Annotated in this window: 13 protein-coding genes and 1 pseudogene; 2 read left to right on the top strand and 12 right to left on the bottom strand. The window is 39.7% G+C overall.

Annotated features, from left to right (window positions below; all coding sequences use genetic code 11):
* Window positions 1–1,281 carry an isochorismate synthase gene (locus tag ACXVWB_RS04180; protein ID WP_289901429.1) on the bottom strand — a complete coding sequence of 427 codons (1,281 nt, stop codon included), beginning with the start codon at window positions 1,279–1,281 and terminating at the stop codon, window positions 1–3.
* Between the two features lie 154 nt (window positions 1,282–1,435).
* On the opposite strand from ACXVWB_RS04180, the gene ACXVWB_RS04175 reads away from it, so the two are divergent.
* On the top strand, window positions 1,436–2,650 hold the full coding sequence (locus ACXVWB_RS04175) for a pyridoxal phosphate-dependent aminotransferase (protein WP_128786992.1): 1,215 nt from the start codon (window positions 1,436–1,438) through the stop codon (window positions 2,648–2,650).
* A 285-nt stretch (window positions 2,651–2,935) separates the two neighbouring features.
* Here ACXVWB_RS04175 and era read toward each other — a convergent pair whose 3' ends face one another.
* The 5 genes from era to grcA form a co-directional block, all read right to left on the bottom strand.
* Window positions 2,936–3,850, bottom strand: a complete 915-nt coding sequence (era, locus tag ACXVWB_RS04170) for a GTPase Era (RefSeq protein ID WP_128786991.1) — start codon at window positions 3,848–3,850, stop codon at window positions 2,936–2,938.
* Window positions 3,847–4,530 (bottom strand): ribonuclease III, encoded by a 684-nt coding sequence (rnc, locus tag ACXVWB_RS04165; RefSeq protein ID WP_128786990.1) that lies wholly within the window; start codon window positions 4,528–4,530, stop codon window positions 3,847–3,849. Before rnc ends, era begins: the two co-directional genes overlap by 4 nt.
* 1 nt (window position 4,531) lies before the next feature.
* Window positions 4,532–5,581 (bottom strand): signal peptidase I, encoded by a 1,050-nt coding sequence (gene lepB, locus ACXVWB_RS04160; protein ID WP_128786989.1) that lies wholly within the window; start codon window positions 5,579–5,581, stop codon window positions 4,532–4,534.
* Window positions 5,582–5,593: 12 nt separating this feature from the next.
* Entirely contained in the window at window positions 5,594–7,390 is a 1,797-nt protein-coding gene (gene lepA, locus ACXVWB_RS04155) for a translation elongation factor 4 (RefSeq protein ID WP_289901430.1), read from the bottom strand.
* 167 nt (window positions 7,391–7,557) lie between these two features.
* Entirely contained in the window at window positions 7,558–7,941 is a 384-nt protein-coding gene (grcA, locus tag ACXVWB_RS04150) for an autonomous glycyl radical cofactor GrcA (protein WP_005628746.1), read from the bottom strand.
* Window positions 7,942–8,205: 264 nt separating this feature from the next.
* On the opposite strand from grcA, the gene ung reads away from it, so the two are divergent.
* Window positions 8,206–8,865: a uracil-DNA glycosylase gene (gene ung, locus ACXVWB_RS04145; protein WP_126469427.1), complete on the top strand. Its 660-nt coding sequence runs from the start codon at window positions 8,206–8,208 to the stop codon at window positions 8,863–8,865.
* On the opposite strand, the gene tadA is transcribed toward ung, so the two are convergent.
* The 6 genes and pseudogenes from tadA to ampD form a co-directional block, all read right to left on the bottom strand.
* Window positions 8,862–9,380 carry a tRNA adenosine(34) deaminase TadA gene (gene tadA, locus ACXVWB_RS04140; RefSeq protein ID WP_126469429.1) on the bottom strand — a complete coding sequence of 173 codons (519 nt, stop codon included), beginning with the start codon at window positions 9,378–9,380 and terminating at the stop codon, window positions 8,862–8,864. The genes ung and tadA overlap by 4 nt on opposite strands.
* Window positions 9,381–9,389: 9 nt before the next feature.
* Window positions 9,390–10,241: a thymidylate synthase gene (locus ACXVWB_RS04135; protein WP_126469431.1), complete on the bottom strand. Its 852-nt coding sequence runs from the start codon at window positions 10,239–10,241 to the stop codon at window positions 9,390–9,392.
* A 10-nt stretch (window positions 10,242–10,251) separates the two neighbouring features.
* On the bottom strand, window positions 10,252–11,061 hold the full coding sequence (gene lgt, locus ACXVWB_RS04130; protein WP_049357737.1) for a prolipoprotein diacylglyceryl transferase: 810 nt from the start codon (window positions 11,059–11,061) through the stop codon (window positions 10,252–10,254).
* Between the two features lie 8 nt (window positions 11,062–11,069).
* Window positions 11,070–11,864 (bottom strand): sulfite exporter TauE/SafE family protein, encoded by a 795-nt coding sequence (locus ACXVWB_RS04125; protein ID WP_289901431.1) that lies wholly within the window; start codon window positions 11,862–11,864, stop codon window positions 11,070–11,072.
* A 130-nt stretch (window positions 11,865–11,994) separates the two neighbouring features.
* Window positions 11,995–12,457: pseudogene (rppH, locus tag ACXVWB_RS04120) on the bottom strand (RNA pyrophosphohydrolase); the annotation flags it as partial.
* Between the two features lie 484 nt (window positions 12,458–12,941).
* Window positions 12,942–13,505 (bottom strand): 1,6-anhydro-N-acetylmuramyl-L-alanine amidase AmpD, encoded by a 564-nt coding sequence (gene ampD / locus ACXVWB_RS04115; RefSeq protein ID WP_289901433.1) that lies wholly within the window; start codon window positions 13,503–13,505, stop codon window positions 12,942–12,944.
* Window positions 13,506–13,636: the final 131 nt, after the last annotated feature.

The raw sequence follows: 13,636 nt of genomic DNA, 5'->3' as shown, positions 1-13,636 counted from the left end.
TTATTCTCCGTTATTCTCTGCAAACAGGGAAATGAGCCCTGCCGCTTTACGTTCAATTTCCAACCACTCTTCTACAGGTTGTGAGCCTTCCACAATACCGGCGCCAGCAAATACACGCACTCGGTTTTCTTCAATAAAAGCCGAACGAATGGTGACGCAAAATTCTGAAAGATGTTGACTCATCATGCCTAATGTACCGGCATACCAACGACGATCAAAAGTTTCAATTTCAGCCAAGGCTTTCTTCGCTTGCTGCTGTGGTAAGCCTGACACTGCGGCCGTTGGATGGATCGCTTTCAGCAAATCGGCATCCGTACAAAGTGCGGTCAATTTTGCTTGCATTTTTCGAATCAAATGCTGCACTTTGCGTAATGGCTTTAATGCGACATCATCAACAGTAATTTGCTCCACTAAGTGACTGATATTTTCTGAAATATCCTCAACGACCAACCAGTTTTCATTGAGGTTTTTTTTATCATTTAACAGCCAATTCGCACGTTCATCATTTTCACTCGGATTATCACTAACAGGCGCCGTGCCCGCAAGGGCCTCTGTAAATAACAGACGATTATCTCGTGCAAACAGGCGTTCTGGTGTTGAGCCCACAAAACAGTTTTGGGCGTTATCTGCCCATAGAAAATGGTAACAACCGCTATTTTGGGCTTGGCTTGCAGCAAGAAAATCTTTTCCGTTTAACTCACCTTGAATATGAAGCACCGTTTCATTTGCTAAGACAAGCTTGGTTAATTCCCCTTGTCGAATTCGAGTGAGCGCTTGATTGACCCAATCACACCACGTACCTTGATTCGCTTTTGGCTCTACACTTTCAATAGTTAATTGATTAAACGGTGAAAGTGCGGTCATTTTTTCAAATGAATTCAAAATCGTTTTTGCCGAATCAAGCTTATTTGTTTCAACAAAAACTGAAACCACGGTCTCACCATTTTGCTGTTCAATTAAAACTTGAGGCAAAATAAACTGACTTTCACCTTGAAACTGTAAACGGCCCACTAAAGGGAAATCATGCTCTTGAATAAATTGCTGTGCCAAATTCACATCTGAAAATGACCGCACTTTACCCACGGCAGCGACGGTTTTAGCTTCATCACGAAAACGCAAATAAAATTGCGGATAGACTGACTGCCCTTTCATCCACGCCAAAAGATCAACATCCGATTCCACCTTCGTTTGAAGATGTACAATAGATGCTTGCAGATCCGTTGTCGCCAAAGCATCAAATTGGCGAATTAGCGCAGATTTAGCTTGTTCTAAAGGGCTCATGAAAAATAATAAAATACACAAAAAATTAGCCCATATTCTACCGCACTTTAATACATTCAAAAAATTTTTTTATTAAATCTTTTCAAGATAAGAATTTAAGCGTAAATTAGGCATAATTTTTGAATGAAAATCTAATTATCATAGGATGTTATTAATGCGCTCATTTCCAAAATCAGACAAATTAGAACACGTTTGCTACGATATTCGCGGGCCGGTTCACAAAGAAGCTTTACGCCTAGAAGAAGAAGGCAACAAAATCTTAAAGCTTAATATCGGCAACCCTGCCCCATTTGGTTTTGAAGCACCTGATGAAATTTTAGTTGATGTGATCCGCAACCTACCATCTGCACAAGGTTATTGCGATTCCAAAGGTTTGTATTCTGCGCGTAAAGCTATCGTGCAATACTATCAATCTAAAGGTATTCATGATGCGACCGTAAACGATGTATACATCGGGAATGGTGTATCTGAATTAATTACCATGTCCATGCAAGCACTCCTTAATGATGGTGATGAAGTATTAGTTCCAATGCCAGACTATCCATTATGGACAGCGGCTGTCACTTTAGCGGGCGGAAAAGCGGTACATTATTTATGTGATGAAGAAGCGGGCTGGTTCCCTGCTATTGATGATATTCGCGCGAAAGTCAATGCCAAAACTAAAGCTATCGTCGTGATCAACCCTAACAACCCGACAGGTGCAGTTTATAGCAAAGAGTTACTCGAAGAAATTATCCAAGTGGCACGTGAAAATAATCTGATTATTTTTGCAGATGAAATTTATGACAAGATTCTCTACGATGGTGCAATTCATCATCATATCGCTGCTCTTGCACCAGACGTATTAACCATTACATTCAATGGATTATCAAAAGCATATCGTGTTGCGGGTTTCCGTCAAGGTTGGATGATTTTAAATGGGCCAAAACAACATGCCAAAGGCTATATTGAAGGCTTGGATATGCTGGCGTCGATGCGTTTATGTGCAAACGTACCAATGCAGCATGCGATTCAAACCGCATTAGGTGGCTATCAAAGCATTAATGAGTTTATTCAACCTGGAGGTCGTTTACTTGAACAACGTAATAAAGCCTACGAATTACTAACTCAAATCCCGGGTATTAGCTGCGTAAAACCAATGGGGGCAATGTATATGTTCCCGAAACTCGACATCCAAAAATTCAATATTCATAGTGATGAAAAATTTGTACTCGATTTATTACGTAAAGAGAAAGTACTTTTAGTACATGGTAAAGGGTTTAACTGGCATTCACCGGATCACTTCCGTGTGGTGACACTTCCTTATACTGGCCAATTAGAAGAAGCCATTGGTAAATTGGCACGATTCTTAGAAACTTATCGTCAATAATCAGAATAAAAAAGAATCGATAAATTTAATCAGCCTTCTCAAATTGAGGCGACACAACCAAAGATTGAAGCCTTGCTAAGCATGCCGTCATGACTATATTGAAGAAGGCAGGCGCAATGATTTTTGTGGACGATAAAACATCATGTTTTTCTAGCCAGAAATTGACTAACAGAGAAGAGATTCAACCAAAAATTAAAAGGACTGAGCCCAATACAATATTGTCATCAGTCCTTAAATAAATCATCTAAATTTTGGAGTCAAATCATCGCTCTTTTTGGCTTAAATTCATTCATCCATATAACCTAAACTTCTTAAGGCGCGTTCATCGTCCGCCCAACCCGACTTCACTTTAACCCAAAGTTCAAGGTGTACTTTATTATCAAATAAGCGCTCCATGTCAGCGCGTGCTTCCATACCAATGGTTTTAATTTTTTGCCCTTGAGCACCAATCACCATTTTCTTTTGACCTTCGCGCTCAACCAAAATCAAGCCATTGATTTCATAAGTACCACGTTCATTTACTTTAAATTGTTCAATTTCAACAGTCACCGAATAAGGCAGCTCTTCTCCGGTGAAACGCATTAATTTTTCACGGATAATTTCTGACGCCATAAAACGTTGTGAACGATCGGTTACATAATCCTCTGGGAAGTGATGAACGCCTTTACGTAAGGACTGACGAACAATTTTCTCTAATTGATGGACATTATTACCACGTTGCGCGGATATTGGCACAATGTGAGCAAAGTTAAACTTACTGCCTAAATCCGTAATAAATGGCAACAAATCATCTTTATTCTTGACGTTATCAACTTTGTTGATAGCGAGTACAACAGGCGCTTTGGCATTACGTAATTTGTTTAACACCATTTCATCATCGGCATTCCAATGTGTGCCATCTACGACAAAAATAATGAGATCCACATCCCCGATCGCTGAACTTGCTGCACGATTCATTAAACGGTTAATCGCGCGTTTTTCTTCGATATGAAGCCCCGGCGTATCCACATAAATTTCTTGGTAGATGCCTTCGGTTTTAATTCCCACAATACGGTGACGCGTGGTTTGCGCCTTGCGAGACGTAATCGAGATTTTTTGACCCAAAATTTTGTTTAACAGGGTAGATTTCCCCACATTTGGGCGGCCTACAATGGCGATAAAACCACAATAGGTCTCTTGTTCTTGATTTAATTCGGTCATTTTATTTCCAATATTTTTAAAATTTGTTCTGCGGCCGCTTGTTCTGCTTTACGGCGGCTAGAACCTTTTGCAATAAAAGTGCGGTCAATATTTGGTACGTTTTTTACCGTACATTCCACGGTGAAGGTTTGGCAATGAGCTTCACCTTCAATTTTAATTACTTCATAAGTTGGCAAGGCGAAATGCTTACCTTGTAAATATTCTTGCAAGCGTGTTTTGGCATCTTTCTGGTTATCACCCGGCTTAATTTCAGCGAGTAAAGTTTTATACCAACTACGCACAATATCTGCCGCTTTATCAAAGCTTGAATCCAATGCCATTGCGCCAATTACCGCTTCAACACAATCGGCTAAAATAGATTCTCGACGAAATCCCCCGCTTTTCAACTCGCCAGAACCTAAGGACATATAATCCCCGAGTTCAAAATTTCGGGCAATCATTGCCAGTGTCGGCTCACGCACTAATGTTGCTCGCATTCTGCTTAGTTCACCTTCATTACAACGAGGGAATTGATGATAAAGCGCATCTGCGATGACATAATTGAGGATAGAATCACCTAGAAACTCTAGGCGTTCATTATGTTGAGTGGCGGCACTGCGGTGTGTCAGTGCCAATTTTAAGTGTTTTAGATCGGAAAATTGATAACCAATTTTTCGTTCTAGTCGATCTAAATGATTCATATTAATTAATTTTTGTAAAGAAACGGTCTAAACGGAAGCCTGTAGGCCACTCATTTGGTTCTTTTTCTAAACTCATCCAAATATAAGTGGCTTTACCCACGATATTTTTTTCCGGTACAAATCCCCAAAAACGGCTGTCATCACTATGATCACGGTTATCCCCCATCACAAAATATTGCCCTTCAGGCACAATCCATTCTGCAGTAGGTAAGCCTTCTTGTGGATAGAATTCAATCCCCGAATAACGGCGCATTGGCTCCACTAAAATCGTGTGTGTCACGTCACCGATTTCCAAATATTCCACTTGCGTTGGGAATGCTGGATTTGTGGGTTCTTGTTTATATTCAAACGCTTTAGTTTGGCAATCTACTTCGCATGGTTTGCCATCTTTACCATAAACCAGTGTTAAAGCACTTTTTTCAACATCAAGGATAATACGGTCACCGCCTTTACCCACAATACGTTTGATGTAATCCACACCTGACATATTGTTTTTAGATGTTAACGCAAGATTTTCAGCATATGACGCTCTCGTTGCACCTAAACTCGTACGAAGTAGTGCTTGTTCCGGCGCTTTAAACACGATCACATCACCACGTTCTGGTTTGTTACCTTCAATAATCGTATTTTGGAAAATAGGATCTTTAATGCCATAAGTATATTTATTCACGACGAGAAAATCCCCTACGCGCAAGGTCGCTTCCATTGATCCCGATGGAATTTGGAATGGTTCAAAAATAAATGAACGCACAAGGAATACCACGGATAACACAGGGAAAAGCGAAGAAATAAATTCTGAACCTTCTGAAATTGGCTCAATTTTCGCTTTTTCTTCATCCGTTAATGCTTTGCCTGAACGTTGTTCTGCGCGTGCGATTTGACGACGACGTCTTGGCATCACCGCAAAACGGTGATAGCACCATAAAATGCCAGAAAGTGCGGTTAAAATCAGCAATAAAATACTGAATGTGTTAGGCAGTTGGAAATGGTCTAACGCTTTCCAACCGGCAAATCCCACAACTAACAACAGAATAAAAAATACATTCGACATTGTTCTACTTTCCTATTTATCTTTACCAACGTGTAAGATCGCTAAAAACGCTTCTTGCGGCACTTCCACGTTACCTAAAGATTTCATTCGTTTTTTACCTTCTTTCTGTTTCTGTAAGAGTTTTTTCTTACGGCTCACATCACCACCATAACATTTTGCTAATACGTTTTTACGCAATTGTTTTACGGTTGAACGCGCAATAATGTGGTTACCAATCGCAGCTTGGATCGCGATATCAAATTGTTGACGTGGAATCAGCTCACGCATTTTTTCAACTAACTCACGACCACGATAAGGGGCGTTATCTTTATGAACAATTAACGCTAACGCATCAACACGATCACCATTAATCATGATATCCACGCGCACCATGTCCGCCGCTTGGAAACGTTTAAAACCATAATCCAAGGAGGCATAACCGCGAGAAGTTGATTTCAAGCGATCGAAGAAATCTAATACGACTTCGCCCATTGGGATTTCATAAGTTAACGCAATTTGGTTGCCGTGATACACCATATTGGTTTGTACACCACGTTTTTCCACACAAAGAGTAATCACGTTACCTAAGAATTCCTGTGGTACTAACATATTACATTCTGCGATAGGCTCGCGAATTTCTGAAATATTATTCAATGGCGGTAATTTCGCTGGACTATCCACATAAACCACTTCACCATTGGTCATTTCGACTTCATAAATTACAGTTGGTGCCGTGGTAATCAAATCAAGATCGTATTCACGCTCTAAACGCTCTTGAATGATCTCCATGTGTAAAAGCCCCAAGAAACCACAACGGAAACCAAAACCTAAAGCCGTCGAGTTTTCTGGTTCATAGAAAAGTGATGCATCGTTTAGGCTTAATTTACCTAACGCATCACGGAAAGCTTCATAATCGTCAGAGCTAACTGGGAATAAACCAGCATAAACCTGCGGTTTTACTTTCTTAAAGCCTGGCAATACATGGCTTGCCGGATTATGTTGATGGGTTAAGGTATCCCCTACTGGTGCACCTAAAATATCTTTAATTGCACAAACAACCCAGCCTACTTCGCCGGTATTTAATACGGTCGTATCCACTTGTTTTGGCGTAAAAATCCCTAAACGATCAACGTTGTAAGCCTGTCCGGTAGACATTACTTTGATTTTATCGCCTTTACGCAATACGCCATTTTTAATACGAACCAATGACACCACGCCTAAATAGTTATCGAACCAAGAGTCAATAATCAATGCTTGTAATGGTGCATCAGAATCACCTTCTGGTGCGGGGATTTTCGCAACAATTTCTTCTAATACATCTTCGATACCCACACCGGTTTTCGCCGAACAACGTACCGCTTCCATCGCATCAATACCGACAATGTCTTCAATTTCTTCGGCAACACGTTCAGGATCAGCAGCAGGTAAGTCGATTTTATTTAAAATCGGCACGACTTCTAAATCCATTTCAATGGCGGTATAGCAGTTTGCCAAGGTTTGGGCTTCTACACCTTGTCCCGCATCCACAACTAACAATGCCCCTTCACAAGCCGCAAGAGAACGCGATACTTCATAAGAGAAGTCCACGTGTCCTGGTGTATCGATAAAGTTTAATTGATATGTTTCACCGTCTTTAGCTTGATAATTTAAGGTTACACTTTGCGCTTTAATGGTAATGCCACGCTCACGCTCAAGATCCATGGAATCCAACACTTGCGCTTCCATTTCACGATCCGAAAGGCCCCCACAGGTCTGAATTAATCGGTCAGAAAGGGTCGATTTACCGTGGTCAATATGGGCAATAATAGAAAAGTTACGAATATTCTTCATAAATAGATTAGTTTTCTCAAAAATCATTAAATTTAACTGGCGGATTGTACCTGAAAAGCACGGAAATCGCTAGGGATCAAAGGGAAAAGTGCGGTCAAATTTTCAAACCTTTTAGATAAACAAAACCCCGAATGACTTCGGGGTTTCTTTTTTCATTCAAACTGAAATTATAGGCTTTCAGTGAAAGTACGAGTAATAACGTCGCGTTGTTGTTCTGGTGTTAAAGAGTTAAAACGTACTGCGTAACCAGAAACACGGATAGTTAATTGTGGGTATTTATCAGGGTTGTTTACTGCATCTTCTAACGTTTCACGACGTAATACATTTACGTTTAAGTGTTGACCACCTTCAACTTTAACAGTTGGTGCTACGTTTACTGGTAATTCACGATATTCGATTTGGCCTAATTCGCTAACTGCTACAACTTGGTCTTCAGCAAATTCGCCTTTGGCACATAAGCAACGCGCTTCATTTTTCTCGCTATCTAATAACCAGAATGAGTTTAAAAGATTGTCATTTGCTGCTTGAGTAATTTGAATACCTTTGATCATAAAATGCCTCCTAGCTTGGCGTTTGTATATTAATTGAACTGTGCAAATTTTATCAAATTATTTTAAAATTTCAATTTATTTTGACTTAGAACAGATTCTTTTTTTCAAACTATCTTATAAAATTGATCTAAATTAAAGTTTTAGATATAAAAAATACAATATATATTTTTATTTAACAAAATATTAACATACTTAATCAAATAAAGTCTTTATAAGTCATTTCACCTATAATATTCGGAAACTTATCTAATAAGGAAATATAACATGAAAACTTGGACAGATGTTATCGGTCAAGAGAAAGAAAAACCTTACTTTAAACACATTCTACAACAAGTGCATCAAAAGCGACTTGCCGGAAAAACCATTTACCCACCGCAAGATGAAGTATTTAATGCCTTTAAATATACGGCATTTGATGAGGTGAAAGTCGTCATTTTAGGACAGGATCCCTACCATGGCCCAAATCAAGCACACGGTTTAGCTTTTTCGGTAAAACCCGAAGTCGCTATTCCCCCTTCTTTACTGAATATGTATAAAGAATTAGCTAACGATATTCCTGGTTTTCAAATGCCAAATCATGGTTACTTGGTGAAATGGGCGGAGCAAGGTGTGCTGTTGCTTAACACTGTGCTAACTGTAGAGCGCGGTATGGCACATTCACACGCTAAATTTGGTTGGGAAATCTTCACCGACCAAGTAATTGCAGCACTCAATGAGCATCGTGAAAAAATAGTATTTTTACTTTGGGGAAGCCATGCGCAGAAAAAAGGGCAATTTATTGATCGCAATCGTCATTATGTTTTAACTGCCCCGCACCCCTCTCCACTTTCTGCACATCGTGGTTTTCTCGGATGTCATCACTTTTCTAAAACCAACGAATACTTAAAACAACATGGTTTAACTGAAATTGATTGGCAGGTTTAAGATTGTGATTCAACATCAAGCGGGAGAGTCTTTTCCCGCTTTTCTTCTTTTTTCTGCTCTCGTCTCTTTTTGAAAAAATCACTCAATTTCTGACCGCACTTTTCTGCCAACACGCCAGATGAAATTTGTAGTGTGTGGTTCATTTTATAATCATCAAAAAAGTGGAAACGAGAACCTACAGCCCCTGTTTTATAATCTGATGCACCGAAGACTAATCGTTTAATACGGCTATGTAAAATCGCGCCCGCACACATGGTACAAGGCTCAAGGGTGACATAGAGTGTGGTATTGAGCAGACGATAATTTTGAATATGTTGTGCGGCATTACGCAATGCGACAATTTCAGCGTGAGCTGTCGGATCATTTTCAATGATAGATAAATTCCAGCCTTCACCGAGAATATTTCCTTCATCATCTACCAACACAGCCCCGACAGGAATCTCGCCGAGTGCTTCTGCACGATCGGCAAGCATCAGGGCGTGTTGCATAAATTTCTCGTCTAAATCTGACCGCACTTTGAATGCCTAAACTGAGAAAGGATACTTGATCGGTTCGTGAGATTGATACCCCACCACCTTGAAATCATCCATCGTTACCCAAGTTTCAAGATCTTCAAGGGTTTTAATATCAGGATTAATTTCTAATTGTGGTGAAGGGAATGGTTCACGTTTTAATTGCACATCACGCATTAACTCAAGTTGGTCTTCATAAATATGCGCATTTACAATTTTATGATATGCCTTACCCGGTTTATTGCCGGTAATTTGCGCTATCAAAGCAAGGAAAGTAAAGACCTGAATTTGATTGAAGTTTAAGCCAAGTGGTACATCACAAGAGCGTTGGTAGCTCGTTAAGTGCAATGTATCGCCGACTAAAGAGAAAGTATGTGTGTGCATGCAAGGACGCAAACAGCCTAGGTCAAATTCGCCTGGATTGAAGAACGTCAGGATTTCACCGCGGTCATCAATGCCTCGGCTTAAATTGTTCACAATTTTACGAAGTTGATCGATGGTTTCGCCATTCGGTTTACGCCATGCTCTACCTTGCACACCATAAACGCGCCCCATATCATCGGTGCCTTTACGATGTGGATTGGCAAGCCAAGCGGCATTTTCATTGGCATTGGCATCCCATGTTTTGGTGCCAAGCTTGCGGAAATCTGCCGCATTATCATAACCACGGATATAACCTAAAAACTCCGCAATTGCCGCTTTCCAATAGCTTTTACGTGTTGTAATTAAGGGAAATTGATTATTGGCAACATCATATTCTAAATCTGCATTAATCACCGTAAGGCAACGCTTGCCAGTACGCTCGTTAGCAACCCACTCACCTTCATTTACAATGCGTCGGCAAAGAGCTAAATATTGTTTCATCAAAAACTCCTTACTTTTTAACCGCACTTTTCGCACGATTGTATGCCCATGCCATAATTAACCCACCACCGATAATCATCGGTAAGCAAAGAGCTTGGCCACGTGTCATGATGCCTAAGAAAGATTCCACTTCAGGCTCACGGACATATTCAACGATAAAACGGAAAATTCCGTAACCAACCAGGAATAATCCTGCTACTGAACCTACTGGGCGAGGCTTTTTAATAAAGACATTCAGAATAGTAAACAGCACGAAACCTTCTAAGAATGCTTCATAAAGCTGTGAAGGATGGCGTGGTAATAACAATGGATCATTTGGGAAAATCATGGCCCAAGGTACATTGGTTTCTCGTCCCCAAAGTTCTAAATTAATAAAGTTACCAATGCGTCCCATCCCTAAACCAAATGGAATCAAGGGTGCAACGAAATCTGCCGTTTGCCAAAAACTTCTTTTTTGAGAATAAGAGGTCCAAATCATTGAGATAATCACCCCAATTAATCCACCATGGAATGACATTCCCCCTTCCCAAACACGGAATAAATACAGTGGATCTTGCACAAAATGATCGAAATTATAGAAGAATACATCACCAATGCGGCCACCTAAGAATACACCCATAAAGCCATTAAAAAGTAACGTATCAACTTGATCGACGGTCCAACCACTATTCGGTTGATTTGCACGACGAACCGCTAGCCAACGAGCAAAGATAAAGCCTAATAAATACATTAAACCATACCAACGCAACCCTATATTGCTATCACCTAAAGTGAAAATAGTCGGATCAAAATGTGGAAGCATCAAAAATTCTGAATTCATAACATTCCTTATTTCATAAACATATCAACTGCGATGGCAATTAATAGCAAGGCGAAGCCTTTTTTCAAGGTTGATACAGGGAGTTTTGAGGTCGCCGTTGCCCCTAATTTAGAAGTGAAAAATGAGGTGGCGGTAATACCGAGCACTGCGGGCAAATAAATATAACCTAGGGAATAATCCGGCATGGAAGGATTCCCCCACCCACTCACTATAAAGCTTAACGTGCCAGATAAACCAAGAAGTGCGCCACAAAACGCAGAAGAACCGATAGATTTTTTCATATCGACACTGCGAGAGTTTAAAAATGGTACGATAAAACCACCGCCGCCAATGCCTGCTGCGCTTGATGCCATACCAATCAAAATACCGCCAATAACGGAGGATTGTGTTGTTAAAGGCTTAGCATTTACTGTGTTTTTCTTAATAGAAATGACCATTTTGGCTGCTAAATAAACAACTAAACAAGCAAAGATTTTAGCGGATACATCACGATCGAGTTTGCCAATAAATAAACCTGAGATAAATACCGTAATCATAATCACTGGTGCTAATACTTTAACGGCACTCCACTCTATATTACCCAATTTATGGTGGCGCTGAGCGGAAGAAAATCCGGTAATCACAATAGTCGCAAATGAAGTCCCTAAGGCTGTGGACATCAACATTTGATCTGGAATGCCCATCATCGGCAATAAATAAACCAAGGTTGGTACAACAACTAATCCGCCACCAATACCAAATAATCCAGCAAGAAAACCAACGATAGCCCCGACAAGCAAACAAAGTAAGATAAAAGTGAACATTATTGCCCCCTTGATTTATAAGATGGACGTTTTTGATATTTAGAAAAACCGTTCTTACGAGGCGCGTGATACGGTTTACTTATCTCATGCTCCTGCGTATTTTCAAGCAATGTCTTGTCGTTACCAAATATCGCTTGGGCAAACTCTTTCATCGCTTTGCGGTAAACATCTTTCTTAAAGGACACAACCTGACGTACGGGATACCAAAAACTTACCCAACGCCAACCATCAAATTCGGGTGATTTTGTTGTGTTCATATTAATATTTTTTTCATCACCCACTAATTGCAACAGAAACCAACGTTGTTTTTGCCCTATACACATGGGTTTGCTGTCATAACGCAACAATCTTTTCGGCAGCTTATAACGCAACCAATGTTTAGAGGCATAAAGCACCTTCACATCTTTGGGTTGTAAGCCAACCTCTTCATATAATTCACGATACATGGCTTGTTCGGCACTTTCGTTATCGTTAATTCCACCCTGTGGGAATTGCCACGAATTTTGCCCGTATCGTTTAGCCCAAAGCACCTGCCCTTTGCGATTACAAATGACAATGCCTACATTTGGACGGTAGCCATCAAAATCGATCACTATCGTTCACCTTAAATTTTGTACAAAAATAATTTGCAGATTGTTTCATAAATTGGCTTTTTTATCAACCGAATGGGCATATTTAGCCTATTGTGGATAACTCTGTTAACAACACTTGGATAGTCCAAATTTAACTGTATATGAAGTTTAAAAACTGCTTTTCACTCTTCACTTTTTTCACTTCTGCATAACATTTAATCAAAAATGTCTCGAAAAAAATGACCGCACTTTTTTTCATCAAAGTACGGTCAAAAATTAAGCCATTTTTTAGTTTAAACATCGCTTGCTTGATAAATAAATAGCAGCTGTGAGTTATTCAATATTTCTGTGGATAAAATTGTGATTGAGCAAATAGAGAGTGTTGCATAACTCTTCTCTGCATTTTAGCGTCAATTTTGGAGAGAAAATTTTCTCTTTAATTTCATTAAGATAAAGCTTATTCACAGAAATCATCTTATTCACATTCGAGCAAAAAATTTAGTGATTATTTTTTATCCAAATCTTTTTTAACTAATGCTAAATAGCGTTCCCATTCAAAATATTGACCTGGATCGATCTTACGACCAGGCGAAATATCGCAATGCCCAACGATACGATCGAGCGTTATTTTCGGATAAGCTTGCATGATATCTCGTGTTAATGCAGCAAGCATCTGGTATTGTTCCGCTGTAAAAGTTTGTTCATTACTGCCCTCTAGCTCAATCCCAATCGCAAAATCATTACATTTATTGCGTCCTTCAAAGCAAGAGAGTCCTGCATGCCATGCCCTGTCATCAAAACTGACATATTGTGTTACCTTACCATTGCGTTCAATTAAGCAATGGGCTGACACACGAAATTGATAAATTTCTTTAAAATAGGGATGGATGGTTGGATCGAGTTTTCCTTGGAAGAAATCATCTACATACCCCCCACCAAACTCTTCTGGCGGCAAACTGATGTAATGAATGACGAGTAATGAAATATCTTCTACATCAGGACGTTCATCAAAATGTGGTGAAATCACTTTTCTTGTCTGGCTTAACCAGCCATTTTTTATCTTATTCATCTGTTTTTCTGCGATTAAATTTTATTTTTGCGCTCTCGATCGCAAAAGAAGTGCGGTCGGTTTTACTTTCATTTTTCTCTTTTACACAATGTTGTCGCCAATTCTGGCATTTTTTTATTCAACCAAAAGGA

The organism is Haemophilus sp. SZY H53 (genome assembly GCF_054332375.1).
This window is presented reverse-complemented; position numbering and strand designations above follow the sequence as displayed.

Excerpts from the sequence above, each read along its gene's own strand:
- ACXVWB_RS04175 (WP_128786992.1), top strand. The coding sequence starts at position 1,436 with ATGCGCTCATTTCCAAAATCAGACAAATTAGAACACGTTTGCTACGAT.
- ACXVWB_RS04180 (WP_289901429.1), bottom strand. The coding sequence starts at position 1,281 with ATGAGCCCTTTAGAACAAGCTAAATCTGCGCTAATTCGCCAATTTGAT.
- rnc (WP_128786990.1), bottom strand. The coding sequence starts at position 4,530 with ATGAATCATTTAGATCGACTAGAACGAAAAATTGGTTATCAATTTTCC.
- grcA (WP_005628746.1), bottom strand. The coding sequence starts at position 7,941 with ATGATCAAAGGTATTCAAATTACTCAAGCAGCAAATGACAATCTTTTA.
- era (WP_128786991.1), bottom strand. The coding sequence starts at position 3,850 with ATGACCGAATTAAATCAAGAACAAGAGACCTATTGTGGTTTTATCGCC.
- lgt (WP_049357737.1), bottom strand. The coding sequence starts at position 11,061 with ATGAATTCAGAATTTTTGATGCTTCCACATTTTGATCCGACTATTTTC.
- ung (WP_126469427.1), top strand. The coding sequence starts at position 8,206 with ATGAAAACTTGGACAGATGTTATCGGTCAAGAGAAAGAAAAACCTTAC.
- ACXVWB_RS04125 (WP_289901431.1), bottom strand. The coding sequence starts at position 11,864 with ATGTTCACTTTTATCTTACTTTGTTTGCTTGTCGGGGCTATCGTTGGT.
- ampD (WP_289901433.1), bottom strand. The coding sequence starts at position 13,505 with ATGAATAAGATAAAAAATGGCTGGTTAAGCCAGACAAGAAAAGTGATT.
- lepA (WP_289901430.1), bottom strand. The coding sequence starts at position 7,390 with ATGAAGAATATTCGTAACTTTTCTATTATTGCCCATATTGACCACGGT.
- lepB (WP_128786989.1), bottom strand. The coding sequence starts at position 5,581 with ATGTCGAATGTATTTTTTATTCTGTTGTTAGTTGTGGGATTTGCCGGT.
- ACXVWB_RS04135 (WP_126469431.1), bottom strand. The coding sequence starts at position 10,241 with ATGAAACAATATTTAGCTCTTTGCCGACGCATTGTAAATGAAGGTGAG.